Here is a 26,460-nt window from a genome sequence, read left to right on the forward strand (position 1 = left end):
CGGCAATGAGCAACCCCGCGACGGGCACCCTGGTGACCGAATCCCGTTTCCCCAATCCGGACGCGGCCTACCAGGCCATCGTCGACGCCCACCGCGGGCTGTCGGATGCCGAGAGCGCCGACCTGAACGTCCGCCTGCTGCTGGTGCTGGCCAACCACATCGGCGACCTGGACGTGCTGCAGGAGGCGATCGCGGTGGCGAAGTCCGCCATGGCGGACCCCGGCCGGACGCCCGACGTCTGACGCGTCGGCCGGAGTGCGCAGTGCGCAGGCGCGTGCGCAGCGACCAGAGCGCAGTTTGGGCCGCCGAAACCGGCAAAATGCGCGCAAATGCGCAGATGCGTCCACCGCGTGCGCGGACTGCGCACGCGCGCTGCGACCTTACCGATCCGTCATGATTAAATCTTCTCCATGTGGTTGAAACCGGCTCGAATTCCGCCAATTTTCGTGCCACAAGAGTATTCCCCGAGTTCGCCCGACTGATTTTTCGGCGAAACCTGTATTCGGGGCTGGTGGGCGCGTTTTCTGTTTCGTTCCAAGTCTGCGTAATCCGGTGTGGTGGCGCGCGTTAGCGCCACCGGCCGGTTGCGCATTTGCTGTTTCTTTCGCTTCCGGCTGGACACAGCCGGGCGCGGGCAGGATGCTGTTGTTCTGAGCTGAGGTCTGTCCGGGCTGCGTGCATCGTCACGGAGACCTTGTCAGGCTGACGACGAACGCTTCCGGAGGGCGGTCCGGAGCGAGTTGAACGGACGTTTTGTCTGTCCATCAACGCGACCTGCGGCGGCCAATCCCGCTGCGGGAAGGGGGCCGCCGTGAATCCTCGTACTCCTCGATCCGCCTTCGACGGCCTGCGCCGCGCCTTCGTCGGCGTCGGCCTGTTCAGCGCCGTGGTCAACATCCTGATGCTGGCCGGGCCGATCTACATGTTGCAGGTCTACGACCGCGTGCTCACCAGCCACAGCGTTCCGACGCTGGTCGCGCTGTCGGTGATGGTCGGCTTTCTCTATCTGATGATGGGGATCCTCGATGCCATCCGGCAGCGGCTGCTGGTGAAGATCGGCCACCGCATCGACGAGCGGGCGAGCCCGGCGGTGTTCGCCAGGATCCTGCGCGGTCCGCTTTCGGACGACGCCGAGACGGCGCGCCAGCGGCCGCTCGCCGACCTCGACCAGATCCGCCAGTTCTTCAGCGGACCGGGGCTTTCGGCGCTGTTCGACCTGCCGTGGATCCCCGTCTACCTGGCGATCGTCTACCTCATCCACCCCGTGCTGGGCCTGGTGGCCACCGCCGGCGCGATGCTGCTGCTGGTCATCGCGATCGTCACCAACCAGCGCGCCCGCCGGCTGGCGGCGCTGGCCTCGTCGACCGGCGCCGAACGGGCGGCGATGGCGGAGGCGGCCCGCCGCAACGCCGACGTGGTGGCCGGCCTCGGCATGGAGCAGGCGCTGGCGGTCCGCTGGGCGGCGGTGAACGACCGCTTCCTCGGCGCCAGCGCCCGGGCCGGCGAGGTGGTGGCAAACTCCAGCACGATGACCCGGGTGGTCCGGCTCGGCCTGCAGTCGGCGGTGCTCGGCACCGGCGCCTATCTGGCGATCCAGGAGCAGTTGACCGGCGGCGCAATGATCGCCGCCGCCATCATCATGGCGCGCGGCCTGCAGCCGGTGGAGACGGTGGTCGGCAACTGGCGCGGCATGCTCGCCGCCCGCTCGGCCTACGCCAACCTCAAGTCCGAGCTGGCCGGAGCGATTCCGGCGGAGCCGATCCGGCTGCCGGCCCCGGTGCGCGAACTCATGGTCGACCGGGTCACCATGCTGCCGCCGCGCAGCCGCACGCCGGTGCTGGTGGATGCCTCGATGCGGGTCGCCGCCGGCACCATCGTCGGCGTCATCGGCGCCACCGGCAGCGGCAAGTCGACGTTCGCCCGCGCCGTGGTGGGGGCCTGGAAGCCGATGCGGGGACGGGTGACCCTCGACGGCGCGCCGCTGGAGCAGTGGCCACGCGCCGATCTCGCCCGCCATCTCGGCTATCTCCCCCAGGACGTGGAGCTGTTCGACGGCACGGTCGCCGACAACATCGCCCGCTTCGACGCCGATCCCGATGCCGAGGCGATCATCGCGGCCGCCAGGGCCGCCGGCATCCACGAGCGCATCCTGTCCCTTCCCCAGGGCTATTCCACCGTCATCGGCGAGCGCGGCGTGATGCTGTCGGCCGGCCAGCGGCAGCGGGTCGGGCTCGCCCGGGCGCTCTACCGCGACCCGTTCCTGGTCGTGCTGGACGAGCCGAACGCCAACCTCGACGCGGAGGGCGAGGTGGCCCTCTCGGCGGCGCTGGCGGCGGTGCGGGCGCGCGGCGGCATCGCCATCGTCATCGCCCATCGGCCGGGCGCAGTGGTCACCGCCGACAGGATCGCGGTGATGGAGGCGGGCCGGATCGCCCGGTTTGGACCGCGCGAGGAGATCCTCGGCAAGGGTGCCACCCGGGCCGCCCCCCAGCGGGTCGAGCGGCGGCAGACGGGCGAGGGACCGCGGGTGGCGCAGAATAATACGCCGGCTAATAAGCGTGTCATGGCGGAGGCGAAGTGATGGGCGAGCACGGAGGATTCCAGCCGGTGTCGCGGCGCCTCGGGCGCGAGCTGGTGGCGGGCGGGCTGGTGTGCGTGTTCCTGGTCGGCGGCGTCGGCGGCTGGGCGGCGACCGCGGAGCTGGGCGGCGCGGTGATCGCGCCCGGCCAGGTGGTGGTCTCGTCGAGCGTCAAGACGGTCCAGCACCGGGACGGCGGCATCGTCGGCGAGATCTACGTGGAGAACGGCGCGTCGGTGAAGGCGGGCGACCTGCTGATCCGGCTCGATGCGACGGCGGCCCGGGCCCGCAAGGCGATCCTCGACGCCGAGCTGGTGGCGCTCGAGGCGCGGCACGCCCGCCTCGACGCCGAGCGCGAGGAGCGCGACAGCCTGACGCTGGGCGATCCGCTGGCCGGCCGGCTCGACGAGCCGGCGGTGGCGGAGGCGGTCGACGGCGAACGGCGGGTGCTGGCGGCAAGCCGCGAGACGCTGGCCGGGCAGGTCGCGCAGCTGGAAGAGCGCAAGGCGCAACTGCGCCAGGAGATCGTCGGGCTGGAGGCCCAGCGCGACGCCAAGGACGCCGAGATCGAGCTGATCTCCGACGAGCTGGTCGGGCTGCGGTCGCTGCTGGCGAAGGGCCACGTTCCGAAGACGCGGGTGATGGCGCTGGAGCGCAACGGCGTGCGACTGCGCGGCGAATACGGCGAGCTGGTCGCCCGCATCGCCATGACCGAGGGGCGGATCAGCGAGACCGAACTGGAGAAGCTGCAGCTGTCGCGGGACACCCGCGAGGCCGCCCAGGCGGAGATCCGCGAAGTGGCGACGCGGCTCTCCGATCTGCGCGAACGGCTGATTGCCGCCGAGGACGATCTCGCCCGCATCGACATCCGCGCCCCGAGCGAGGGCGTCGTGCACGAGCTGGCGGTGCACACCGTCGGCGGAGTCGTCGCCCCGGGCGAGGCGGTGCTGCAGATCGTGCCCCACGACGACCGGCTGGTGATCGACACCCGCGTCGCCCCGACCGACATCGAGCAGCTCAGGATCGGCCAGGCCTCGGTGGTCAGCCTCAACGCCTTCGACATGCGCGAGACGCCGCAGCTGAACGGCGAGGTACAGCGCATCTCGCCGGATCTCAGCCAGGATCAGCGCACGGGCGCCTCCTACTACACGGTCCGGGTGGCGCTGAGCGAAGCGGAGCTGGCGCGCCTGGAGGGCAAGGAACTGGTGCCGGGCATGCCGGCGGAGGTGTTCATCCAGACCCGCTCGCGCACCGTGCTCGGCTACCTGCTGGAGCCGCTGCAGGCGCAGATGCGCCGGACCTTCCGGGAGGGGTAGGGCGAGGCGCTGTCCTGCGCCGGTCGGTGCATGGCCATGCGGGATGACCGACAGATGATCGGAACGCCGGCCATGCCTTCCGCGCTCCGCAAGGGGTGTGGCGGCAGGCCGGGCTGGCAAGAGGGAAGGTGAACCGGCCCGTTCGGGCAGAAAGACGTGGAAAGGTCCGGGCGGAGGTCTTCGCCCGTGGGTGGCCGGGAAGCCGCCGTATTTGGACCATTTTCAAAAACCTGAATGCCGGACGGGAATGCTGCCGAATCTCCTGCCTGCGTGAGGCCGGAGGCGCGGCGCGAACGGAAACGAGAGGCACGAATTCCGGGGGGCGGCGACCGAGCCGGGCCCGGATCGACGCGGATGGTCCGGTGGGCGGATCGGACCGCCGCACATCAAGGCCCGGGCGGCGATCCGCGCGGGCCGAATCCGACAGGGCCCGACCGTGCGTGCGGCGGGACCGTCGGTTGGTCCTGGTGAATGCGAGGAGGCTGAGAAGCTGCGATGGTTGACGTTGTCTGGAGTGATTTCGAGGGTGACCGCCCCGCCTATTTCAACCCCTACGGACTTGGCTATCCGGTCGGATCGCAGCAGAGCTGGGCATCGGGCGGAAACGCCGAGTGGCCGGCCGGCAGCGGCCCCGAAACCGGGGACGTCTACGTGGTCGGATCCGATGACCTGAGCGGCTACGATCCCGCCACGGACATCCTGGTGTTCGGCTTCCGCGACGGCGACGCCGTGACCGAGATGGGCGCCCACAACTACTGCGTCCTGTGGACGGAGGAGCCTGGCGGGACCTACACGCTGAGCGTCATGCCGGTGAGCATCTGGGAGTCCCAGGAGCCGATCGCCAGCATTTCCGGGATCGATCCGGCGGACCTGCCGACGCTCATCCAGAGCTGGGCGGCCACCAACAACCATTTCCAGGACGACCTGGTCGCCTCGGTCTATGCGATCGATCCGGCGAACGACTTCCCGGACAACCAGATCGTGGTGAAGACCGGCGTCGCCGGCGAGACGACGACCTACGACTTCGCCGCCATGCAGGCGCTCTACGGCGACGACATCGTGCTGAACTTCGCGACCTTCACCGGCCGCGAAATGAAGATCGAGTACGACGACGCCTCCGACACCATGACGATCTCCCACTTCGGCGACAGCTGGGGCGGCTACAACGACGTCTGGGGCAAGACCGTCATCACCAACGTCGAGCCGGCCGACCTGGAAGGGCTCACGCAGCTCTGGCGCTACGATTCCGCGCTGGAGGACGGCCGCCTGCAGAAGGACCGCTTCAACGCCTTCCTGGAAGACAATTCCGACGGGAGCGACGGCGGCGCCGGCACCGATCCGAACCTGGTGCTGGTCATCGATTCCAGCAGCGCCGGGATGGACCACGTCCACCTTCACGGGGCGGACGACTACATCCGCGTCGATGTCGATGCCGACGATTTCAGCGTGTTCGTCGACGACGGCGGCTACCTGAACCTCAAGGTGGACTCGACCGGCTTCGTCGCCATGGTGATGATGCCGACGGCGGAAGAACTGGTCGACACGCTGGGCGACCGCATCCGGTTCGCCGACGCCGACGCGCGCACCGAGGTCGAGCAGGCGCTGGCGGCGCTCACCGACACGGGCGGAGAGAGTGGTGGTGAAACCGGTGGCGAGACGGGGGGCGGAACGCCGCCGGATCCGACCGCCGGCGAGATCCTCTACGCCGCCAGCAACGCCGACCTCGTCTATGAGGTGCGCTCGTCGTGGACCGGCGGCTTCGTCGCCGACCTGAGCTTCACGCCGGACGCTGCTGTCGGCAGCTGGCAGATCGCCTTCACCCTCGACGCCGAGATCACCAACATCTGGAACGCCCGCATCGTCTCGCACACGGGCAACACCTACGTGGTCGAGAACGTCAGCTACAACGGCTCCGTCGGGGCCGGACAGTCGACGGGCTTCGGCTTCCAGGGCTCCGGTACTGCCGAAGCGTTGACGGCGGTGACGCTGAACGGCGTGGCCGCCCCCTATGACGGCGAGGCGACGACCGATCCCGAGCCGGTGCTGCCGGAGCTGACCATCCACGACACCCTCATCGACGAGGATGCCGGCACCGCGACCTTCATGGTGCACCTGTCCGAGGCGTCCGACAGCGACGTGACCGTGGACTTCGCCACCGCCAACGGGTCGGCCACGGCCGGCGCCGACTATGTCGCCAGCTCCGGCACGCTGACCATCGCGGCCGGGGCCACCATGGGGCAGGTGACCGTCGACCTGATCGACGACGGCGAGGTGGAGGCGGCCGAGACCTTCACCGTTTCGCTCGCCAATGCCCAGGGTGCGACCATCGCCGACGGCACGGCGGCCGGCACCATCGAGAGCGACGACGTCGCGCCGGTGGTGCCCGCGGTGTCGATCCTCGACACCGGCGCCGACGAGGAGAGCGGGGCGGCGACCTTCACCGTGCAGCTGTCCGAGGCGGCCGAAGCCGACGTGACCATCGACTTCGAGACGGTGGCGGGTACCGCGGAGGCCGGCGCGGACTTCGTGGCGCAGACCGGCAGCCTGGTGATCGCCGCCGGCGAGACCGAGGGCACGGTGACCATCGACCTGGTCGACGACGCCGCGGTGGAGGCCGACGAGACCTTCCAGGTGCGGCTGACGGCCGCCGACGGGGCGACGCTCGCCGATGCGACGGCGACCGCCACCATCGCCAGCGGCGACGTCAGCGTGCCGACCGACCCGCAGGTGACGGTGTCGTCCGGCCACAGCGTGTCGGAGGCGCCGGAGGGCGGCGGCGGCGGAGCGTCGACCTTCGCCGACGGCCCGCTGTCGACCAGCGGCTCCGCGATTGTCGATTCCGCCGGCAACGAGGTGGAGATCCGCGCGGTCAACTGGTTCGGCCTGGAGACGCACGATTCCACGCCGCACGGGCTGTGGGCGCGCAACTGGCAGGACATGATGGACCAGATGAAGGAGGAGGGCTTCAACGCCATCCGCCTGCCGTTCTCCGGCGAGCTGGTCGCCACCGGCGGCAACCCGCAGGGCATCAACTACGCCAAGAACCCGGACCTGGTCGGTCTTTCCGGACTGGAGATCATGGACAAGGTCGTCGCCTACGCCGACGAGATCGAGATGAAGGTCATCCTCGATCACCACCGCGTCGACGCCGGCAACTCCGCCCAGGAGAACGGGCTCTGGTACACCGGCGAGTACAGCGAGCAGGACTGGATCGACCATTGGGTGGAGCTCGCCCAGCGCTATGAGGGCAACGACGCCATCATCGCCGCCGATCTCCACAACGAGCCGCACGGCCCGGCGACCTGGGGCGATGGCGGCGCAACCGACTGGGCAAGGGCGGCCGAGGCCGCCGGCAACGCCATCCACGCGGTGAACCCCGACTGGCTCATCGTGGTGGAGGGCATCGGCTCCTACCAGGGCGACAACTACTGGTGGGGCGGCAACCTGCAGGGCGTCGCCGACCGTCCGGTGGTGCTCGACCAGGACGACAAGCTCGTCTACTCCGCCCACGATTACCCGGCGTCGATCTACGACCAGCCGTGGTTCTCCGACGGCTCCAACCTCGCCGAGGTGTTCTCCGAGCACTGGGGCTTCATCCACGAGCAGGGCATCGCGCCGATCCTGATCGGCGAGTTCGGCTCCAAGCTGGAAACCGACGTCGACCGGGCCTGGGCCGACGCCATCGTCCGCTATCTGGGCGGCGACTACGATCTGGACGGCGTCAGCGATCTCGATCCGGGCGCGTCCGGCATGAGCTGGGCGTGGTGGTCGTGGAACCCGAACTCCAGCGACACCGGCGGCATCCTCAACGACGACTGGACGACGGTGCGCCAGAACGCCCTCGACGCGCTGGATCCGCTGATGCAGGACGAGGACGGCGGCAACGACGGCGGCCCGTCGACGGTGACGTTCACCGTGTCGCTGGACCAGGCCTATTCCGACGAGGTGACGGTGTCGTTCGAGACCCTCGACGGAACGGCGGTGTCGGGCCAGGACTATCAGGCGGTGTCGGGCGAGCTGACGTTCGCGGCCGGCGAGACGGAAAAAACCGTGACGGTGGCGATCCTCGACGACCAGGCGGCGGAAGGCGACGAGACGTTCCAGCTGTCGGTCACCACAGCGGGCGGCGACGCGGTCCTCGGCACGGCGACCATCCGCGACGACGACGCGGACGGCGGCGGGCCGGTGGATCCGGTGGATCCGGTCGATCCGGTCGATCCGCCGGCGACGGGCGAGCTGTCGTTCGAGCTGAAGATCGTCAACGACTGGGGCTCGGGCGCCCAGTACGAGATCGCCATCGCCAACCAGGGCGACGCGGCGATCGACGGCTGGCACCTGGGCATCGACCTGCCGTTCGAGATCACCCAGCTGTGGAACGGCACGCTGGTGGAACAGGAGGACGGCCGCTTCGCCATCGAGAACGCCGACTGGAACGGCACGCTGGCGCCGGGACAGGAGGTGTCGTTCGGGTTCCTCTCCGACGAGGGCAACTTCGACCTCGACGCGCTGCTGCGCGACGCCGACGCCGAGCTGTTCGCGGCCTGACCCCCGTCTGCCGGCGCGGCCCGATCGGGGCCGCGCCGGCAGCGCGCCTGCGGCGGCGCGGGAAGCGGTGGGAAAAACGCCGCCGTCTCCCGCCTGCCGATTGATCGGGCGGCCGTTTCCCGGCACTGTCCGGTCCCGATCGGCAGCGGCAGTCCGGACCGCGTTCCGCCCTCGGGAGATCCCATGCTCGATATCGGTCACGACGTGCTCACCGCACGCCAGTTCGAACGCTCAGACCTGACCCGTCTCGCCGCCGTCGCCGCCGCGCTGGAGCCGATCGCCCGGGGCGAGAAGGTCTGCCGGGTGCTGGAAGGCGCGGTGATGGCCAACCTGTTCTTCGAGCCGAGCACCCGCACCCGCATCTCGTTCGGCGCCGCCTTCGCGCGCCTCGGCGGATCGGTGCTGGACACCTCCGGGCTGGAGACGACGTCGATCGTCAAGGGCGAATCGCTCTCCGACACGGCGCGGGTGATCTCCGGCTACGCCGACGTGATCGTCGTGCGGCACCCGACGCCCGAGGCCGCCAAGATCATCGCCGGCGCGGCGCTGGTGCCGGTCATCAACGGCGGTGACGGCGAGGCGGAGCACCCGACCCAGGCGCTCACCGACTTCTACACCATCTCCAAGGAGCTCGAGGCGCGCGGCAAGCAAATCGACGGGTCGACCATCGTCATCCTCGGCGACCTGCGCTACGGCCGCACCACCCATTCGCTGATCACCCAGATGTCGGTGTTCGACGACGTCACCTTCCACCTGGTGTCGCCCGAGGCGCTGGCGATGCCCGAGCGCTACGCCGACATCGCCCGCGAGCGCGGCCACACGGTGAAGGTGTTCCGGACGCTGGAGGAGGGGCTCGCCGGCGCCGACGTGATCTACGCGACGCGCTACCAGAGCGAGCGCTTCCAGATCGACCCGCAGGTGCGCGAGGCGGCCGAGCGGCTGCGCCTCGACGCGGCGAGCTTCCGGGCGCACGCGCCGGACGATGCGGTGATCCTGCACCCGCTGCCGCGCGACGAGGTGTTCGGCGAACTCGCCACCGACATCGACCAGATGAGCAACCTGGCGGTGTTCCGCCAGACCGACAACGGCGTGCCGATCCGCATGGCGCTGTTCGTGACGATCCTCGGTGTGGCCGACAGCTTCCAGGCGATGATCCGCGAGCCGAGCTGGCCGCTCCGGCGCCGGCCGGCCAATCCCTGAGCATCCATCGCACCCTCCGCCGGGGTCCGGACGATCAGGCCGCGCATACGCGGCCCAGCGCACCGCGTCGGTCGCTCAGGATCCCGCGGGATGCTCCGGCGGGCGGCGCACCGCTCCGGAAAGCTCGGCCTCCAGCGCCCGCTCGATGGTGGCGCGCGGCCGGGTGAAGCGGGCGAGCAGGTCGTAGAGGACCGGCGTCAGGAACAGCGTCAGCGCGCTCGACAGCACCAGCCCGCCGACGATGACGGTGCCGATGGCGATGCGGCTTTCCGCCCCCGCGCCCGAGGCCAGCACCAGCGGCACGGCGCCGAGCACGGTGGACACCACCGTCATCACGATCGGCCGCAGGCGCAGCACGGTGGCGTCGACCACCGCGTCGCGGACGCCGTGGCCCTCGTCGCGCAGCTGGTTGGCGAACTCGACGATCAGGATGCCGTTCTTCGCCATCAGGCCGATCAGCAGGATCATGCCGATCTGGCTGTAGATGTTGAGCGACAGCCCGGCGAACGACAGCGAGAACACCGCGCCGGCGACGCCGAGCGGCACCGTCAGCATGATCACCAGCGGGTGGACGAAGCTCTCGAACTGGGCGGCCAGCACCAGGAACACGATCAGCAGCGCCAGGCTGAAGGTGAGCAGCACGCCGCTGGCGGTCTCCTTGAACTGCAGCGACTGGCCGGCGAGCCCGATCCGCGCCTCGGCGGGGAGCGACTCCGCCGCCGCCTGTTCCATGTAGGCGATGGCATCGCCGAGCGCGTAGCCGTCGGCCAGCGAGCCCTCGACCTGGATGGAGGGCAGGCGGTCGTAGCGGCGCAGTTCCGCCGACGCCGCGCCCTCGTCGACGCTGACGAGGGCGGAGAGCGGCACCAGCGAGGTGCCGTCGCCGGCGCGGATGAAGATGAAATCGATGTCGGCCGCCGACGCCCGGTCCTCGTCGGCCGCCTGCAGCAGCACCGGATACTCGCGGCCGCGGTCGATGAACGAGGTCGCCTCGCGCGACGCCAGCAGCGTCTGCAGGGTGGAGGCGATCGTCTCCACAGAGATGCCGAGATCGTCGGCGCGGGTGCGGTCGACCGAGACGTTGAGCTGCGGCTGGTTCTCCTCGTAGTCGAGCTCGACGTTGCGCAGGCCCGGGTTCTCGCGGGCGCGGACGAGCAGCGTGTTGGCCCAGCCCTTGACGCTCTCGAAGTCGGGGCCGCTGACGACGATGCGCAGCGGCGTGCTGGAGCCGCGCAGGCCGAGGCCGGCCGGGCTGACGGGGAAGCCGCGGGCGGCCGTCACCGAGCCCATGTTCTTCGACAGTTCGGCAACGATCTCGCGCAGCGACTTGTCGCGCTTCTCCCAGTCGGCGAGCCGCATCACGACGAAGGCGCGGTGAGGCCGGTTGAAGGAGCCGGTGTAGGTGAAGACGGTTTCGATGTCGCCGGAGGCCCGCAGCGGTTCGGCGATCTGCTCGACCTGCCGGGAGGCCTGGTCGGTGAACTCCACGGTGCTGCCCTGGGGCGCGGTGAGGGGAATGAACACGACGCCGCGGTCTTCGCTCGGCGTCAGCTCCTGGGGCAGCGTCACGAACACCATCGCGCCGGCGAAGGCGACGGCGAGCGCCACCGCGATGACGACGAGCGGCATCCGCACGCAGGCGACCAGCAGGCGGCGGAAGCGGCGCAGCAGGAAGCCCTCGCGCGCCGGCGCGCCCGCGACGTCGCCGGGCCTGGCGCGCTTGGCCCGGAGCACCTTCGAGGCGAGCGCCGGGCAGGCGGTCAGCGCCACGAAGGTGGAGATGATGACGGCGCCGGCCATCACCAGCCCGAACTCGACGAACAGCTTGCCGACCTGGCCCTGCAGGAACGACAGCGGCACGAAGACGGCGACCAGGGTGAACGAGGTGGCGATCACCGCGAACGTCACCTGGCGGGTGCCGAGCGTCGCGGCGACCAGCGGCGTTTCGCCGAGATCGATGCGGCGCTGGATGTTCTCCAGCACGACGATGGCGTCGTCGACGACCAGGCCGATGGCGAGCAGGAGCGCCAGCAGCGTCAGCACGTTGATGGAGAAGCCCATCGCGCTGATCAGGACGAAGGTGCCGATGAGCGCGATCGGAATGGTGATCGCCGGGACGAGCGTCGCCCGCCACGACATCAGGAACACCAGGATGACCAGCACCACCAGCACCAGCGAGATGCCGAGCGCGGTGACCACCTCCTTGATCGAGGCGGCGACGAAGATGGCGTCGTCCGACGACACCTCGATCACCATCCCCTCAGGCAGGGTGCGCGCAAGCGAGTCGATCTCGGCGCGCACGGCGTTGGAAATGGCGATGGTGTTGGACTGGCTCTGGCGGATGACCGCAAGCCCGACCGCAACCTCGCCGTTGTTGCGGACGACGGTGCTTTCGTCCTCGACACCGCCGACCACCTGGGCCACGTCGGAGAGGCGGATCGGATAGCCGGCCACGCGATCGATGACGACGTCGCGGAACGCCTCGACGGACGGAATGCGGCTGTCCAGGCGGACGGTGAACTGGCGCGCCGCCGTTTCGATCTCGCCGGCCGGCAGCTCGACGTTGGCCCGCTTGAGGCCCGCCTCGACGTCGGCGACGGTGAGGTTGCGGGCCGCCAGTGCCCGCCGGTCGAGCCAGACGCGGACCGCGAACGGCCGGGCGCCGTAGATGTCGACGTTGGCGACGCCGCTGACGGTGGCCAGCCGGTCGACCACGTAGCGATCGACGTAGTCGGTGATCTCCGCCGCGCTCATCCGGTCGCTGGTGACGGCCAGCCGCATCACCGGGTCGCTGTCGGAATCGTTCTTGACGATCTGCGGCTCGTCGGCGTCGACCGGCAGGTCGGAGCGGACCCGCGCGACGGCGTCACGCACGTCGTTGGCCGCCTCGTCGATCTCCCGGTCGACGTTGAATTCGATGGTGACGCGGCTCTGGCCGCGCCGGCTCTGGGAGGAGATCGTCTTCACCCCGGCGATGCCGGCGACCGAGCCTTCGACGATCTCGGTGATGTCGGTGTCGATGATCTCGGGGGAGGCGCCAGTGTAGCTGGTCGACACCGTCACCACCGCGGTGTCGATGTTGGGCAGTTCGCGGATCGGGATCCGCGTCAGCGCGCCGATGCCGAACACGATGATCAGGAGGCTCGCGACCGCGGCGAGGACCGGACGACGGATCGACAGGTCGGAGAGCGACATCAGCCCCGACGCCCCCCCGTGCGCATGTCGCCCGCGCTCGGGCGGCCGGGGGCCTCGGCGGTGCCGTTGAGGATCTTCACCTTGCTGCCGTCGCGCAGCGACTGGATGCCCCGCGTCGCGATCACGTCGCCCTCGGCGACGCCCTCGACGATCTCCACGTCGCCATTGCGGCGCTGGCCGGTCTCGACCTTCTGCTGGCGCGCGACGCCGTCCTCGATGACGTAGAGATAGGTCGCGGGACCCTGAACCAGCAGCGCTTCCTCCGGCACGACGATGCCCTGGCGGGAGGCGAGGTTCAGGTCGAGGCGCATGAACATGCCGACCGGCAGCACGCGATCCTCGTTGGGCAGGCGGGCCCTGACCCGGAACGACCGCGAGGTCTGGTCGATGCGGCTGTCGATCGCGTCGACCTTGCCGGTGAAGCGCCGGTCCGGGAACGCCGCGCTGGTCGCCTCGATCGCCTGGCCGGCGCTGATCTGGCCGTAGACGGTTTCGGGAAGGCGGAACTCGATCTCCACCTCGCTCAGGTCGTCGAGCGTCGTCAGCACGGTGTCGGTGTCGACCCGGGCGCCGAGATCCACCGAGGTGATGCCGAGGACGCCGTCGAACGGGGCGCGGATGGTGCGGTCGGCGAAACTGCGCTCGGCGCGGGCCAGCGCCGCCTGGGCCACGGCATTGCCCGAGCGGAGCTGCTCGAGGCTGGCCTGGCTGATGGTGTTGGAGCGGATGAGGGTCTGGGCGCGTTCGAGCGCCCGCTGCTTCTCCTCCACGGCCGACTTGACCTCCTGGAGGGTGGCGACCTCCATCTCGTCGTCGAGCTGGGCGATCACGCTGCCGGCCTTGATCTCCTGGCCGGGGGTGATGTTGATGGAGGTGATGCGGCCCTCGGCGGAGGGCACGATGTCGATGGACTGGAGCGCGCGGGTTGTGCCGACGGCCTCGACCTTGCGATCGAGGGTGGCGACCCGGGCCGGAGCGACCTCCACGGACACCACCTGGGCTCCGCGCTTGGGAGCGGCATCGGCCGTCTCGTCCGAAGGTTGAAAGTAGGTGTTGTAGAGAAGGTATCCGCCGTAGCCGGCGCCGGCCAGGACGAGCACGATGAGGAGTTGCCTAAGAAGTCCCATTCGCCTCCGCCAGTCGCGAATTCAGGCGTCCTCCCTCCGCATCGACGTCAGGCGCGGGGCGAACACATCAGGCACGAGCACGTTGGAACAGATATCATAACTCTCTGAGCGCTTCGCGGGCGAATTTGCGCACGCACTCATATTTGAAGTCGGCATTGAAGTCTGTGTTCGACGTCTGCCACGGACAGGCGCTGCAGGCCGCGCGCCCTACTGGGAAGGCGCGCGGAACTGGTCGAGCAGCTGGTAGCTGGTCGGGTTGTCCGGGCAGAGGCCGCCGCCGCATTCGAGCACCGTGGACACGCCGTTGGCCAGCACGACCAGGGCGAACAGTCCGACGGCGATGGAGCCGAGGCCGCCGCGGTCCCGCCGGGTGCCGGAGAACTGGCTTTCCAGGAGCAGCATCAGCCCCGAACCGGCCACGACAAGGGCGAACACGATGAACGCCCAGGTGTAATAGTGCAGGCCGAGGAACGGGTCGCCGTAGGCCCCGGTGCCCGGCACCACGTGCAGCGCGATCTGGCGAAGCGCGACGGCGGCGCCGACGAACGCGCCCAGCAGCATCAGCCCGTAGTGGGCCGGGCGCGGCCCGCACAGCACGTTGAGCGCCAGACCGGCGCCGACGATGACGAAGCCGACGCGCTGCAGAAGGCACAGCGGGCAGGGCAGTTCGCCGTAGACGAGTTGCTCGAAGAAGGCCACCAGCAGCACGCCGGAGATGGCGAGGAGGCCGAGGGCGTTCAGGGGACGGGCGAGGTATCCGAACATGGCCTTGCCCTACAGGTCGATGTTGATGGCGTCGGTGGCATGGAAGCGGAACAGGACGAGCGTGAGCACGATGGTCGCGATCACGGTCCACACCGCCGGCAGCCGCGCGTTCATCCAGGCAAGGATGCAAGCCAGCAGGATTCCGAAAAAGGGCAGTGCCATCATGGGTTTTTCCTCTTCCACTCTTATATCGGGCCGAGAATCCATCGGGCCGAGATTCGGCCTTCGTCCCGCAGCGGTCCGGTGACCTAAACACCGGGACGGGACGGCTGCAACAAGAGGACCGCCAATGACGACCGACGATCTCGAGGCCCGGTCGGGCCTGCCGGACGCGCTGCGGGTGCTTCTGGAGAAATATCCGCGGGAAGGCTGGGCGGGCGGCACGCCGATGGGCGGGCTGACCCAGTTCTGGCTGGAGCGGCACCTGATGTTCCGCCAGCTGCTCACCCAGCTCGGCGAGGATGGGCGGGCGCTGGTCGATGCGGGCATCGCGCCGGAGGAATACGGAAAGCGGCTGTCGCGATTCGGCGGGTTCCTGGTGAACCAGCTGCACGAGCATCACCACGTCGAGGACGCGCACTATTTCCCGCTGCTGGCCGCGAAGGAGCCGCGCCTCGCCGCGGGCTTCGAGCTGCTCGACCGCGACCACGTCGCCCTCGACGGGCATCTGACGACCTTCACGAACGAGGCGAACGCACTGCTGGGCGCGCTGCAGGCCAGCGCCGTGACAGGGGGCGAGGACGGGCGCCTGGTGGAGACGCTGGCGCGGCTCGAAGGGTTTCTCGACCGGCATCTGACCGACGAGGAGGAAATTGTCATCCCGGTGCTGCTGGAGCACGGCGAAGGGTCGCTCGGCTGAGCGTAGCGGACAGGCGCGACGCTGTCCCGGACCGGGTCGCCGCAAGCACTCGCGTCGATGAATCGTAATGTTATAATATTCATCTGACGAGATCTGTTGGCAGTTTAGAATTCAACTAGGAACGCGGGCCGGGAAATCCAGGGGAAGACTTGGCGGGGAAGTATTCGTCATTCGCTTGTCATCGAACTGGCGCGAGAGTGTCACGTCCGGGGTGTACCTGCCCGGCAACAGTCCAGACCCGGACTTGAGCCCAGGAGCCCGCCATGTACCGTCACGCCCTTCTTTCGACCGTCGCGCTCGGCCTCGTGTCGACCGCCGCCTTCGCTCAGGACACGTCCATCGCCCAGAAGGACAGCCAGTGGTACACCGATGCCCAGTCGCGCATCGAGGAGATGGCCTCCCGCCAGATCAACACCGGCAAGGCGAAGAACGTCATCCTGTTCATCGCCGACGGCAACGGCATCGGCACCAACTACGCCGTGCGCCTCTATGATGGCCAGCAGAAGGGCATGCTCGGCGAAGAGAACGTGCTTCCCTACGAAGCCTTCCCGAACGTCGCGCTGGTGAAGACCTACAACATCAACGCCCAGACGCCCGATTCCGCGCCGACCGCCGGCTCGATGAACACCGGCGTCAAGCAGCGCTTCAACACCATCAACCTGAACGAGAACGCCATCCACGAGGACTGCGCGTCGGAAAAGGGCAACGGCCTGACGACCTTCTCCGAGATCGCCAGCGGCGAGGGCAAGGCCGTCGGCGTCGTGTCGACCGCCCGCATCACCCACGCCACCCCGGCGGCGGTGTACGCCAAGACGGCGAACCGCGACTGGGAAGCCGAGGCGGACGGCGACTGCATGGACATCGCCACGCAGCTGCTGCAGGCGATGCAGAACGGCACGATCGACTTCGCCATGGGCGGCGGCCGCGGCTACTTCCTGCCGAGCGACGCGACGGATGAAGAAGGCAAGGGCGGCAAGCGCAAGGACGGCAAGAACCTCGTCCAGGCGGCCCAGGATGCCGGCATCCAGTACGCCTGGAACACCGAGACGGTGGACGCCCTCGACCTCGACGGCAAGACCCCGGTGCTGGCGCTGCTGGAAAGCAGCCACATGAAGTACGAGATCGACCGCACCGAAGCCGACGAGCCGTCGCTCACCGAGATGACCAAGGCGGCCATCGAGTACCTCTCCAAGAACGAAGGCGGCTACTACCTCGAGATCGAGTCCGGCCGCGTCGACCACGCCAACCATGACGGCAACGTCTTCCGCGCGCTCACCGACGGCGTCGAGTTCGCCAAGGCCGTCGCCGCCGCCGACGAGCTGACCGACGACGCCGACACGCTGATCATCGTCACCGCCGACCACGAGCACGCGATCGCCTTCAACGGCTACTGCGGCCGTGGTTCGGCCATCAACGGCCTGTGCATGGGCGTCGCCAAGGAAGGCATCAAGCACACCGACGAGCCGGAGCTGGCCGCCGACGGCAAGCCCTACACGGTGGTGGGCTACCTGAACGGCGTTGGCTCGGTGCTGAAGCAGGAAGGCAACGACTACACGGGCTCGCGCGCCGAGCTCACCCAGGAAGAGGCGACCGACAAGGACTACGTCCAGCAGGCGCTGATCCCGATGTCGTCGGAGACCCATTCGGGCGAGGACGTCGCGGTGTTCGCCAAGGGTCCGTGGGCGCACCTGTTCGACGGCATGATCGAGCAGAACTACATCTTCCACGTGATGAACTACGCCGCCAACGGCGGTGCGGCCCAGTAGGGTCGGCGCCGACCTCCGACCGGACACGACGGCTCGGAAAGGCCCGCTTCGGCGGGCCTTTCTCCGTTCTGTCACGGAGATCCGCTATGGGCGATGCGAGCAGCAGCGAGGCGCAATCGATGGACCGGAGACGTTTTCTCGTAGCCCTGGCGGGCATGACGGCGCTGCCGCGGCTCGCCCGCGCCGACGCCGAGCCGCTGCGCATCCGCGCGCTCTACGACAAGGGCTTCGTGTTCTCCAGCGCCGCCGAGGCGCTCGACGGCGACCGCGTCGCCTTCCGCGGCTTCATGGCGCCGCCGCTGAAGGCGGAGTCCACCTTCTTCGTGCTGACGGCGCGGCCGATGGCGGTCTGCCCGTTCTGCGAATCCGAGGCCCAGTGGCCCGACGACATCCTCGCCGTCTACGCCAAGCGGGTGGTCGACGTGATCCCCTTCAACGTCGAGATCGTCGCCCGCGGGCGGCTCGAACTCGGCACCTTCAAGGATCCGGAGACGGGCTTCGTCAGCCGCGTGCGGATCGTCGACGCCACCTTCGAGCGCGTCTGAGGTGGGCCTTCCGCTCGCCATCGACGGGCTGACGGTCACCGGCGACGGCAACCGGACGATCCTGTCGGTCGGCCGGCTGCGGGTGGCGGCGGGCGAGACGATCGGCGTGCGCGGGCCGTCGGGGGCCGGCAAGTCGACGCTGCTGCATGCGCTCGCCGGACTGGTGACGGCGGCCTCCGGCACGGTGCGGTGGGGAGAGACGGACATCGCGGCGCTGTCGGACGGCGGCCGCTCGGCCTTCCGCCGCGATCGCATCGGCATGGTGTTCCAGGACTATCTGCTGTTCGAGGAGCTGACGCCGCTGGCCAATGCCGCCCTCGCCGGCGCCTATGCGCCGCGCCGCCGCCGTGCCGCCATCGACGCGCGGGCCTGCGCCGTCCTCGACCGGCTGGGCATCGGCACGCGCGGAACCCGCAGCGTCGCGAGCTTTTCCGGCGGCGAGCGCCAGCGGGTGGCGGTCGCCCGGGCGCTGGCCACCGATCCGGCCATCGTCCTCGCCGACGAGCCGACGGCGAGCCTCGACCGGGCCGCCGCCGACGCGCTGATCGACGATCTCGTGCGGCTGGCGCGCGACGGCGGCACGACGCTGATCGCCGTCAGCCACGATCCGGCGCTGCACGCCCGCATGGACCGGCTCGTCGACGTGGTCGACGGCCGGCTGGTGGAGGGGGCCGCCGATGCCTGACGCGCTCCTCGACCTGTGGGCGGGGCTTCCGGCCGATGCCCAGGATGCCGTGGTGCTGGTCCTCCTGCTGCTGCCGGCGCTGGTGGTGGGGGCGGGGGTGATCGCCGGCTACCGGCCGTTCGCGCTGGTGCGGGCGCTGCTCTGGCGCTTTCGCTGGACCAACCTGCTGTTCGTGGCGCTGATCGCCGTGTCGATCGGCATCGGCGTCGGGTTGATCGCCCAGGAGCGCGGCCTGCGCCAGGGCACGGCGCGCGCCGCGGAGAAGTTCGACCTCATTGTCGCCGCCCCCGGCAGCGAGCTGACGATGCTGTTCGCGGCCGTCTACCTGCAGCCGAGCGACGTGCCTCTGCTCTCCGGCACGATCTACGACGAGATCGCCACCCACGAGCACGTCAGCCTTGCGGCGCCCATCGCCTACGGCGACAGCTTCGAGAGTTCGCCGGTGATCGGCACGACGGCGGACTTCGTCACCCACCTGTCCGGTGCGCTCGCCGGCGGCCGCCTGTTCGCGGCCCGCCAGGAGGCGGTGATCGGATCCCGCGTGCCGCTGGAGATCGGCGCCACCTTCGAGGCGGCGCACGGCGTCGGCGCGTCGGCCGAGCACGATGCCCACACCGGCTACGCCTACACTGTCGTCGGCCGCATGCAGCCGTCCGGCAGTCCGTGGGACCGGGCGATCCTGGTGCCGGTCGAGGCGGTCTGGGACGTCCACGGCCTGCCGCTCGGCCATGTGCACGCGCGCAGCGACCAGATCGGCCCGCCGTTCGATGCGGAGGAGTTTCCCGGCACCCCCGCCGTGCTGGTGCGCGCCGACGAGCTGTGGGCGAACTACGCGCTGCGCTCCGACTTCACCCGCGACGACACCATGGCCTTCTTTCCCGGCGCCGTTCTGGCGCGGCTGCACGGGCTGATGGGCGACGTGCGCGAGGTCATGTCGGTGATGGCCATCGTCACCCAGGTGCTGGTGACGGCCGGGGTGCTCGCCGGGCTCGTCATCCTGACCCGGCTGTTCGCGCGGCGGCTGGCGCTGCTGCGCGCGCTCGGCGCGCCGCGGCGGTTCGTGTTCGCGGTGGTGTGGAGCTACGCCGCCTGCCTGATCGCCACCGGCGCGCTCGCCGGCCTCGGTCTCGGCGTGGCGGCGACCTCGGTCATCTCGCGGATCGTCACGGAGCGCACCGACATCCTGGTGCGGGCCAGCCTCGGCTGGCCGGAATTCCACCTGATCGCCGGCTTCGTCAGCCTGACCGTCCTGCTGGCGCTGACGCCCGCCTTCATCGCTTCGACCCGGCCCGTGGTCGCCGACCTCAGGGCCTGAGACCCGTCAAGGAAACCCGCCATGGTCCGCGCCGTCTCCCGAGCCTGCCTAGCTCTCGTCGCCGCCACCTCGGTGGCGTTTGCCGCCGACGAGCACGACCCCGATCATCACGTCAGCGAGCTCGCGGGGGTGCGGGCGATCCATGCCTGGACGCGGGCCACCGACGGCGACACGGCGCTGGTCTTCGTGGAGATCGAGAACCGGTCGGAGGCGACTGTCGTGCTGGAAGGCGGGGAGAGCGAGGCGGCGGCGTCCGCCGACCTGGTCGGCTTCCAGATGACCGACGGCCGGCCGGAGTACGTGACGCTACCGAAGATGACGATCGCCGCCGGCCGGGAGCTGGTGCTGGAGCCGGAAGGCCTGGCGTTCCGCCTGACGGGGCTCGGCGCGCCGCTGGCGCAGGGCGACGAGATCGAGTTGGAGCTGGAGTTCGACATCGGCCACATGGACGTGCACGTCGCCGTCGAGGCCGAGACCGCCACCCATCACAGCCACGCCGGCCACGTGCACTGAAGGACCGCGCCCGGGATGCGCCGCGCGGCGGGCGCGGCTCGGCTCCGGAACAATACTTGGAGCCACTCCTCTTCGTTCAGATCGCTTCGATCTGAACGGGAAATGCTCTATTTCGACGCGGTGCTGAACGGCCGGCCGGCGAGCGCGCCGAGAAGTTCGCCGCGTACCTTCGGGTCGGTCCAGTCCAGGGTGCCCGACTTGAGCGCGACCATGCGGTGGTCGGCGTCGAGCAGCACGGTGCTCGGAACGCCCTTCAGGCGGAAGATCCGCGGCGACCATCCGTCCGGATCCTGCCAGACGTCGAAGCCGGTGACGCCGTATGTGGTGCGCAGGGAATGGGCGACGAACTCGTAGGACGTGCGGTCGATCGAGATGACGACCAGCTGCTTGCCAAGCCCCTGTCGCTTCAGGTCCGCGGCGAATGCCGCCACTTCCGGGAGTTCGCGCCGGCACGGGGCGCACCAGGTGGCCCAGAAGTGGACCAGGACCGGGCCCGAGGGCAGCGCGGCCTCGAGCGGCGTGTCGCCGTTCGGACCGCGCAGGTCGACGCGCGTGAAGTCGATGACCTTCGGGGCAACGGGCTGGAGCGTCTGCGCGCTCGCGGTTCCGGCGGTGAACAGAACGGCGAGGCAGGCAAGGGCTGGCAGCAAGCGGAAGCGCTTCATCGAATGTCCTTCTTCTGTGAAAGACGGCGCCCCGCCGGCCTGGCGAGACACCTCATATACCATCGTATTGCGCCGCGAAATGCTTTCGCCGAACCAAATCGATGGCGGGTTTTCAACGGATCGGAGCAGCTGGACTTGCAATTGTTGCATCCGCCTGCCGCGATCGGCCGCTGCCATGCATGCGCATGCTTGCGCAAAGATCGCACACGGCCCGCTCACGCTGGTGTGTCGGGGCGTGAGAGCGGCAGAATAGTCGCCTTCATCTGCGCCCCCGGTGCCGGCCGCAGGCGGATCCGGGTATCAGCCGTGGCCGGTGACGCGGCGGGCGAGCACTCCCGGATCGTCCGGCAGCGCGTTGCCCCGCCATGCGACGTGCAGGTCCGGCCGCAGCAGCAGGAGGTCGCGGCCGTAGACGGCGCGGGGATCCGCGTCGGGGAGCGTCAGCGTCTCGAACGGCGCGCCGATCGCCGCGAACGCCTCGCCAAGCGGCCGCGGATCGACCGATGCACCGCCGAGCACCAGCAGCGTGTAGCCGCTGTCGATCCGGTCCTGGATCGGCGTGCCGTCGTCGAGCCAGGTGTGGGGCAGGCGGAAACCCGGCCAGGCCGACGGCTCGTACGCCATGAACCCGGCGTCCGGCGCCGCGCCGTCCTCGTCGACGATCAGCGGCGACCCGGCGTAGCGGTAGCCGAGCTCTGCACCGATCATCTCGTTGGTCTTGCGCTGTTCGACGTCGGCCACGGCGGCGAGATGCTGGCGGGCGGCGGCGCCTTCCGGGGTGGCGTCGCGGATCTCCGGGCGCCATTCGCCCCGCCATTTCCGGCGCCCCGCCGAGGCGTGCCGGGAGGCGGCGACATTGCGCGCCGCGATCTGGCGCCGCTCGGTCTCGTAGGAGGCCAGCAACTCCGGCCCGCCCCAGCCGGCCAGCGTCGCCGCCAGCTTCCAGCCGAGATCGATGGCGTCGCCGACGCCGGTGTTCATGCCGAGCCCGCCGGTGGGCACCACCAGGTGCACGGCATCGCCGGCGAGAAACACCCGGCCGGCGCCGTAGCGCTCCGCCAGCAGCAGGTTCTGCTTCCACTCGCCGACATAGAGCATCTCGTAGTCGACCGGCATCGCGACGGTCCGCTCGAACATCCCGGCCATCTCGGCGTCGGTCTCGACGACGGAATGCAGCGTGAAGTGGCGGGTGTCGTCCTGGGTGATGAGGAAGGTCGCCCGGTCGTCGGCGACGTGGTAGTGGCGCCCCTTGCCGATCGGGATGCGGTCGAACAGGTCGTCGGCCCGGTAGAGCGCCTGGCGCAGGCGCAGCAGGTCGCCGTCGCCGGCAAGCGCGATGCCGAGGCGCTTGCGCACCAGGCTGCCACCGCCGTCGCAGCCGACCATGAAGGCGGCGCGCAGCGTGTCCGTCGCGCCGTCGGTCGTGCGCAGCATCGCCGTGACGGAGGCCGGGTCCTGCGTGAAGTCCTCCAGCGCGCAGCCGTAGCGCACGGTCACGCTCGGCAGCCCCTCGCAGGCGGCTTTCAGCAGCGGCTCCAGCGTGTACTGGGAAATCAGCTGGTAGGGCTCCAGCGCCAGCGAGCCGTCGCGGGTCTCCGTGATCGCCGCGCGGGCCTCGTCCACGGACGGATAGGGAAGGTGCAGGAGCGGCGGCTCGACGAGGCTGGTGACGATGAAGACGTCCATCGGCACGTCGGCCGGAAAGCCGGCGGCGCGGATCGCCTCGGCCATGCCGAGCCGCCGGTAGATTTCCATGGAGCGGGCGTTGCAGCGCTCCATCTTCGGCAGGAACTCGGGCGCCTCCTTGCGCTCGATCAGCGTGCAGCGCACGCCGCGCCGGCCGAGGTCGAGGGCGAGCGTCAGCCCGACCGGGCCGGCGCCGACGATCAGGACGGCAGTTTCCATGCGCGCGCTCCCGCCTTTGGCCCCTTGCTAGTCCTTCAGCCCGAACAGGGCCTGGGCGTTGCGGAACGAGATCTTCTCCCGGTCCTGCTGGCTCATCTCGATGGATTCCAGCACCTGGATGGTGTCGCGGATGTAGCCGGGCCCGCCTTCCGGATCGAACGGGCAGTCGGAGGCGAAGACGGCCCGGTCCGGGCCGTAGAACTCCAGCCCGCAGACGGTCGCGGCGCGTGACCCGAACACCGCCGTGTCGGCGTAGAAGTCCTTGAAATAATCGAGCGGGCGCTTCTTCAGCCGCTCCAGCACGGGGGCCAGGTCCTCGTCAGAGGTGCGCTTGCCGAGCTGGTCCCAGCCCGGCCCGACGCGGCCCTCGAAATAGGGGACCATGGCGCCGAGATGGTGGGCGACGATCTTCAGGTCCGGGATGCGGTCGAGGATGCCGGAGAAGACGAAGCGCGCCATCGCGGCGCTGGTCTCGTAGGGCCAGCCGAACGTCCACCAGATCTCGTAGTGGGATTTCTCCTCCGTGGCGTAGTCGGGCATCCGGTTGTTGCGCGACGGGTGCAGCAGGATCGGCTTGTCGTGCCGAGCGCAGATCTCGTAGATCGGCTCGAAGCGCACCTCGTCGAGGGGCGCGCCGTTGACGTTGGTGTGGATCTGGATGCCGTTGGCGCCGAGCTCGCTGAAGGCCCGCTCGGCCTCGCGCGCGGCCGCCTCGGGATCGTTCATCGGCAGCGCCGCCACGTAGCCGGCAAACCGGTCGGGGTGGCGGGCGATCAGCTCGGCGAACCCGTCGTTGGCGAGCTTCGCGAGTTCCACCGTCACCTCCGGCGGGCCCATCGCCTCCAGCGGCGGCATGCCCAGCGAGATGATCTGGGTGTAGTCGGAGAAGCGGTCCATGACCCGGAAGCGGGTGTCGAGATCGAAGATCGCGGGGACGTTCTGCATGCGCTTGCCGATGCCGGCGCCGGCCCCCTCCAGCGACTGGATGCGCTGCCAGAGGCGGTCGGGGAAGAAGTGGTTGAAGGCGTCGATGTAGCGCATGGCGTTTCCCCAGAAGGCTGGCCGGGCGTTCGCGTCCGGCGCGTTGATCCTGGGTCCGAACCTAGCAACTCCTCCCGCCGGGTGTCCAATGGATTCCCATATTATGGGACTTTGACGAATCCGTCGTTCAGGGGTCCGGATGGCGGTCCGCGCCGCCGGCGTCGTCTGCCGCGGCGGGCGACAGCAGGCCGGCCGGATCGATGTCGGGCGGGGCGTCGGCGCCGTGCCAGGCGAGCATCAGGCCGCCGGCGATGACGCCGGCCAACGCCGGTAGCATGAAGCTGGAAGCCAGCCGCACGACCAGGAAGCGGGGCCCGAGCAGCGGCAGCTCGTAGCTGACGACGCGGTGGAAGGCGAAGATCGACCACGCCGCCAGCAGCGCCACCATCTGCGGCTGACCGGCGCCGAGCTGCCAGATCACCAGCGCCAGCGGGAAGGTCAGCATCGGCCCGCCGGGAATGAAGGCGCCGACCGCGCAGGCGATCAGGATGCCCTGGAAGCCGCTGCCGGGACCGATCCAGCTGGAGACGTGCTCGGTCGGGATCAGGTGGGCAATGAACGTCGCCGCCAGGATCGCCAGCGGAATGCGGATGATCAGCACGCGGGCCTGCCGGCCGGCGATCCTGAGCGCCGTGCGGATGCGGCCGGGGTCGCGCACCAGCAGGGTGATGACGATCCCGGCGAGGATGACCGCCAGCAGGATGACCGAGGGATCCATGGCTCAGTCCTCCGGGCCGGGCTTCAGCCGCAGCCCCGGGTAGGCCCGGCAGATCATCCGCGCGAACAGGCCGGCGAGCAGCGGCAGCGGCAGGCTCGAGACGAACCGCAGCACGCCGAAGTCGAAGCCCATGAACGGGATTTCCCAGATCAGCAGCCGGCTCAGGCTGACCGTCGCCCAGGCGACCAGGAAGGCGATGAGGGCGCCCATGTCGGCGCCCGAGCGGGCGAGTGCATAGACCAGCGGGAACGACGCGAACGGGCCGCCCGGCATGACGATGCCGAACAGGGTGGCGAGCGTCAGCCCCTTCAGCCCGGACTGTTCGCCGAGCAGCCGGCCGACCTTCTCGCGCGGCACCACGACCTGGGCGAAGGCGGCCACCAGGATGCCGAGGGTGAGCTGCGGCACCACGCCGACGACGGTCCAGGCGGCGACGCGGGCCTCCTCCGCCACCGCGCCGGCGCCGTAAAGCCACCAGCTGGCCGCACCCGAGGCGAGGCACAGAGCGACGAAGAAGACGATCGACCAGTCGATCCGCCGCGGCTTCGCCGGCGGGGCGGGGCCGGCGGCCGAAGCGGCGGCGTCGGGCAGGGCGGGTCCGGACGGCGGCGCAGGCGCGTCGGGGCGATCCGGAGGGGGGCGGTTGTCGGCCATGATGACGCAGGACCCGACATGGGGACGAGGGATTCGGACGGAGGCGCGGCGGGGCGCTGCCGCATGCCATACCCGATGCGGCGCGCCGTCGACAGCTGCGGCCCGACCGGGGCGAGCCTAAAGCAACCCGGCGGCGTGCGGGAGATGCGTCCGCCGCTGCCCGCCTCGGAGGGGCATTGCGCATTCAAGTCCCATTATGTGCGATTCGTGATGGATCCGGAATGCCCGGCGCGCCAGCCCATTGATCTCGCCGTCGGGAGTTCGCAGAGTGGCGCGGACAGCGGCGTCCGGAGGACCACGTGCAAAGCCATACCAGGATGCTCGCCATCCTCGACCTGTTCGACGAGCGGGCGGTGTCCTGGAGCGTCGAGGACATCCACGCCGAGCTCGGCTACACGCGCTCGACCCTCTACCGCTACCTGAAGGTGCTCACCGACGCGGGCTTCCTCACCTCGATGCCGGGGCTCGGCTACGCGCTGGGGCCGCGCATCATCGAGCTCGACCACAAGATCCGCGTCTCCGACCCGCTGCTGCGGGCTGCCCGCCCGGTGATGGCGGAGCTGGTGGCCGACGTGCCCGGCGTGGCGCTGCTGTGCCGGCGCTACCGGCAGAAGGTGCTGTGCGTGCACCAGGAGACCAGCACCCAGGCGTTCACCAGCACCTACGAGCGGGGCAACGCCCGGCCGCTGCTGGACGGGGCGGCGTCGGTGGCGATCCTCGCCTGGATGCCCGCCGCCTGGATCGGCAGGCTCTACGAGGCGATGCCGGAGGCGTTAGCGGCGGCGGGCCACGGCGCCAGCCTGGCGGAGGTGAAGGCGGCTCTGAAGGCGCACCGGCAGGCGGGCTTCGTGGTGAGCTACGGCCAGGTGACGGCGGGCGTCATCGGCATCGCCGCGCCGGTGTTCGATGCCCGCCAGGAGGTGATCGGCTCGCTCAGCCTCACCGTCGCCGACACGCCGGCAGCCCGGGCCCGCCTCGACGCCACCCGAGCCCAGGTGACGTTCTGCACGCGGGTGGTCAACGCCGCGCTCGCCGGCTGAGACGCAAGGAAAGCCCGGTCCAGCCGGG

21 protein-coding genes are annotated in these 26,460 nt (G+C 69.8%); 12 read left to right on the plus strand and 9 right to left on the minus strand.

Annotated features, from left to right (window positions below):
- The first annotated feature begins 5 nt into the window (after nt 1-5).
- The 5 genes from ACSSVZ_RS08840 to pyrB all read left to right on the plus strand — a co-directional run bounded on the left by ACSSVZ_RS08840 (nt 6) and on the right by pyrB (nt 9,639).
- Nucleotides 6-242: a DUF2783 domain-containing protein gene (locus tag ACSSVZ_RS08840; protein WP_453969444.1), complete on the plus strand. Its 237-nt coding sequence runs from the start codon at nt 6-8 to the stop codon at nt 240-242.
- Between the two features lie 569 nt (nt 243-811).
- The gene (locus tag ACSSVZ_RS08845; RefSeq protein WP_453969445.1) at nt 812-2,581 is read left to right on the plus strand and encodes a type I secretion system permease/ATPase; all 1,770 of its coding nucleotides are present in this window, start codon (nt 812-814) and stop codon (nt 2,579-2,581) included.
- Nucleotides 2,581-3,894 carry an HlyD family type I secretion periplasmic adaptor subunit gene (locus ACSSVZ_RS08850; protein ID WP_453969446.1) on the plus strand — a complete coding sequence of 438 codons (1,314 nt, stop codon included), beginning with the start codon at nt 2,581-2,583 and terminating at the stop codon, nt 3,892-3,894. Before ACSSVZ_RS08845 ends, ACSSVZ_RS08850 begins: the two co-directional genes overlap by 1 nt.
- A gap of 495 nt (nt 3,895-4,389) precedes the next feature.
- Nucleotides 4,390-8,439 carry a cellulase family glycosylhydrolase gene (locus tag ACSSVZ_RS08855; RefSeq protein WP_453969447.1) on the plus strand — a complete coding sequence of 1,350 codons (4,050 nt, stop codon included), beginning with the start codon at nt 4,390-4,392 and terminating at the stop codon, nt 8,437-8,439.
- Nucleotides 8,440-8,622: 183 nt separating this feature from the next.
- Nucleotides 8,623-9,639 (plus strand): aspartate carbamoyltransferase, encoded by a 1,017-nt coding sequence (gene pyrB / locus ACSSVZ_RS08860; protein ID WP_453969448.1) that lies wholly within the window; start codon nt 8,623-8,625, stop codon nt 9,637-9,639.
- A 75-nt stretch (nt 9,640-9,714) separates the two neighbouring features.
- Here pyrB and ACSSVZ_RS08865 read toward each other — a convergent pair whose 3' ends face one another.
- From ACSSVZ_RS08865 to ACSSVZ_RS08880, 4 genes are all read right to left on the minus strand, one after another.
- On the minus strand, nt 9,715-12,834 hold the full coding sequence (locus ACSSVZ_RS08865) for an efflux RND transporter permease subunit (protein ID WP_453969449.1): 3,120 nt from the start codon (nt 12,832-12,834) through the stop codon (nt 9,715-9,717).
- Entirely contained in the window at nt 12,834-13,961 is a 1,128-nt protein-coding gene (locus ACSSVZ_RS08870) for an efflux RND transporter periplasmic adaptor subunit (protein ID WP_453969450.1), read from the minus strand. Before ACSSVZ_RS08870 ends, ACSSVZ_RS08865 begins: the two co-directional genes overlap by 1 nt.
- A gap of 207 nt (nt 13,962-14,168) precedes the next feature.
- The gene (locus ACSSVZ_RS08875; RefSeq protein ID WP_453969451.1) at nt 14,169-14,726 is read right to left on the minus strand and encodes a disulfide bond formation protein B; all 558 of its coding nucleotides are present in this window, start codon (nt 14,724-14,726) and stop codon (nt 14,169-14,171) included.
- Between the two features lie 9 nt (nt 14,727-14,735).
- Nucleotides 14,736-14,891: a DUF5993 family protein gene (locus ACSSVZ_RS08880; RefSeq protein ID WP_453969452.1), complete on the minus strand. Its 156-nt coding sequence runs from the start codon at nt 14,889-14,891 to the stop codon at nt 14,736-14,738.
- Between the two features lie 124 nt (nt 14,892-15,015).
- Here ACSSVZ_RS08880 and ACSSVZ_RS08885 point away from each other — a divergent pair, with 124 nt between their 5' ends.
- From ACSSVZ_RS08885 to ACSSVZ_RS08910, 6 genes are all read left to right on the plus strand, one after another.
- Nucleotides 15,016-15,585, plus strand: coding sequence for a hemerythrin domain-containing protein (locus tag ACSSVZ_RS08885; protein ID WP_453969453.1), 570 nt, complete (start codon nt 15,016-15,018; stop codon nt 15,583-15,585).
- A 263-nt stretch (nt 15,586-15,848) separates the two neighbouring features.
- Nucleotides 15,849-17,351, plus strand: coding sequence for an alkaline phosphatase (locus tag ACSSVZ_RS08890; protein WP_453969454.1), 1,503 nt, complete (start codon nt 15,849-15,851; stop codon nt 17,349-17,351).
- Nucleotides 17,352-17,437: 86 nt separating this feature from the next.
- Nucleotides 17,438-17,896 carry a hypothetical protein gene (locus ACSSVZ_RS08895; protein ID WP_453969455.1) on the plus strand — a complete coding sequence of 153 codons (459 nt, stop codon included), beginning with the start codon at nt 17,438-17,440 and terminating at the stop codon, nt 17,894-17,896.
- Between the two features lies 1 nt (nt 17,897).
- Nucleotides 17,898-18,581 (plus strand): ABC transporter ATP-binding protein, encoded by a 684-nt coding sequence (locus ACSSVZ_RS08900; protein ID WP_453969456.1) that lies wholly within the window; start codon nt 17,898-17,900, stop codon nt 18,579-18,581.
- Nucleotides 18,574-19,896, plus strand: a complete 1,323-nt coding sequence (locus tag ACSSVZ_RS08905) for an FtsX-like permease family protein (RefSeq protein ID WP_453969457.1) — start codon at nt 18,574-18,576, stop codon at nt 19,894-19,896. Before ACSSVZ_RS08900 ends, ACSSVZ_RS08905 begins: the two co-directional genes overlap by 8 nt.
- Before the next feature lie 21 nt (nt 19,897-19,917).
- The gene (locus ACSSVZ_RS08910) at nt 19,918-20,409 is read left to right on the plus strand and encodes a copper chaperone PCu(A)C (protein ID WP_453969458.1); all 492 of its coding nucleotides are present in this window, start codon (nt 19,918-19,920) and stop codon (nt 20,407-20,409) included.
- 107 nt (nt 20,410-20,516) lie between these two features.
- Here the strand turns inward: ACSSVZ_RS08910 and ACSSVZ_RS08915 are convergent, their stop codons facing one another.
- The 5 genes from ACSSVZ_RS08915 to ACSSVZ_RS08935 form a co-directional block, all read right to left on the minus strand.
- Nucleotides 20,517-21,074 carry a TlpA family protein disulfide reductase gene (locus ACSSVZ_RS08915; protein WP_453969459.1) on the minus strand — a complete coding sequence of 186 codons (558 nt, stop codon included), beginning with the start codon at nt 21,072-21,074 and terminating at the stop codon, nt 20,517-20,519.
- 300 nt (nt 21,075-21,374) lie between these two features.
- Nucleotides 21,375-22,979, minus strand: a complete 1,605-nt coding sequence (locus ACSSVZ_RS08920) for an FAD-dependent monooxygenase (protein WP_453969460.1) — start codon at nt 22,977-22,979, stop codon at nt 21,375-21,377.
- Between the two features lie 27 nt (nt 22,980-23,006).
- Entirely contained in the window at nt 23,007-24,020 is a 1,014-nt protein-coding gene (locus ACSSVZ_RS08925; RefSeq protein WP_453969461.1) for an amidohydrolase family protein, read from the minus strand.
- A 127-nt stretch (nt 24,021-24,147) separates the two neighbouring features.
- Nucleotides 24,148-24,738 carry a hypothetical protein gene (locus ACSSVZ_RS08930; RefSeq protein ID WP_453969462.1) on the minus strand — a complete coding sequence of 197 codons (591 nt, stop codon included), beginning with the start codon at nt 24,736-24,738 and terminating at the stop codon, nt 24,148-24,150.
- A gap of 3 nt (nt 24,739-24,741) precedes the next feature.
- Complete coding sequence (locus ACSSVZ_RS08935) at nt 24,742-25,392, minus strand: permease (RefSeq protein ID WP_453969463.1); 651 nt, start codon at nt 25,390-25,392, stop codon at nt 24,742-24,744.
- Nucleotides 25,393-25,691: 299 nt separating this feature from the next.
- On the opposite strand from ACSSVZ_RS08935, the gene ACSSVZ_RS08940 reads away from it, so the two are divergent.
- Complete coding sequence (locus ACSSVZ_RS08940; RefSeq protein ID WP_453969464.1) at nt 25,692-26,432, plus strand: IclR family transcriptional regulator; 741 nt, start codon at nt 25,692-25,694, stop codon at nt 26,430-26,432.
- The last annotated feature ends 28 nt before the right edge of the window (nt 26,433-26,460 follow it).

The organism is Amorphus sp. MBR-141 (assembly GCF_053628695.1).

Bases quoted from the DNA above. Each gene is read 5' to 3' on its own strand.
- ACSSVZ_RS08840 (WP_453969444.1), top strand. From the start codon at position 6: ATGAGCAACCCCGCGACGGGCACCCTGGTGACCGAATCCCGTTTCCCC.
- ACSSVZ_RS08850 (WP_453969446.1), top strand. From the start codon at position 2,581: ATGGGCGAGCACGGAGGATTCCAGCCGGTGTCGCGGCGCCTCGGGCGC.
- ACSSVZ_RS08855 (WP_453969447.1), top strand. From the start codon at position 4,390: ATGGTTGACGTTGTCTGGAGTGATTTCGAGGGTGACCGCCCCGCCTAT.
- pyrB (WP_453969448.1), top strand. From the start codon at position 8,623: ATGCTCGATATCGGTCACGACGTGCTCACCGCACGCCAGTTCGAACGC.
- ACSSVZ_RS08865 (WP_453969449.1), bottom strand. From the start codon at position 12,834: ATGTCGCTCTCCGACCTGTCGATCCGTCGTCCGGTCCTCGCCGCGGTC.
- ACSSVZ_RS08870 (WP_453969450.1), bottom strand. From the start codon at position 13,961: ATGGGACTTCTTAGGCAACTCCTCATCGTGCTCGTCCTGGCCGGCGCC.
- ACSSVZ_RS08875 (WP_453969451.1), bottom strand. From the start codon at position 14,726: ATGTTCGGATACCTCGCCCGTCCCCTGAACGCCCTCGGCCTCCTCGCC.
- ACSSVZ_RS08880 (WP_453969452.1), bottom strand. From the start codon at position 14,891: ATGATGGCACTGCCCTTTTTCGGAATCCTGCTGGCTTGCATCCTTGCC.
- ACSSVZ_RS08885 (WP_453969453.1), top strand. From the start codon at position 15,016: ATGACGACCGACGATCTCGAGGCCCGGTCGGGCCTGCCGGACGCGCTG.
- ACSSVZ_RS08890 (WP_453969454.1), top strand. From the start codon at position 15,849: ATGTACCGTCACGCCCTTCTTTCGACCGTCGCGCTCGGCCTCGTGTCG.
- ACSSVZ_RS08895 (WP_453969455.1), top strand. From the start codon at position 17,438: ATGGGCGATGCGAGCAGCAGCGAGGCGCAATCGATGGACCGGAGACGT.
- ACSSVZ_RS08905 (WP_453969457.1), top strand. From the start codon at position 18,574: ATGCCTGACGCGCTCCTCGACCTGTGGGCGGGGCTTCCGGCCGATGCC.
- ACSSVZ_RS08910 (WP_453969458.1), top strand. From the start codon at position 19,918: ATGGTCCGCGCCGTCTCCCGAGCCTGCCTAGCTCTCGTCGCCGCCACC.
- ACSSVZ_RS08915 (WP_453969459.1), bottom strand. From the start codon at position 21,074: ATGAAGCGCTTCCGCTTGCTGCCAGCCCTTGCCTGCCTCGCCGTTCTG.
- ACSSVZ_RS08920 (WP_453969460.1), bottom strand. From the start codon at position 22,979: ATGGAAACTGCCGTCCTGATCGTCGGCGCCGGCCCGGTCGGGCTGACG.
- ACSSVZ_RS08925 (WP_453969461.1), bottom strand. From the start codon at position 24,020: ATGCGCTACATCGACGCCTTCAACCACTTCTTCCCCGACCGCCTCTGG.
- ACSSVZ_RS08930 (WP_453969462.1), bottom strand. From the start codon at position 24,738: ATGGATCCCTCGGTCATCCTGCTGGCGGTCATCCTCGCCGGGATCGTC.
- ACSSVZ_RS08935 (WP_453969463.1), bottom strand. From the start codon at position 25,392: ATGGCCGACAACCGCCCCCCTCCGGATCGCCCCGACGCGCCTGCGCCG.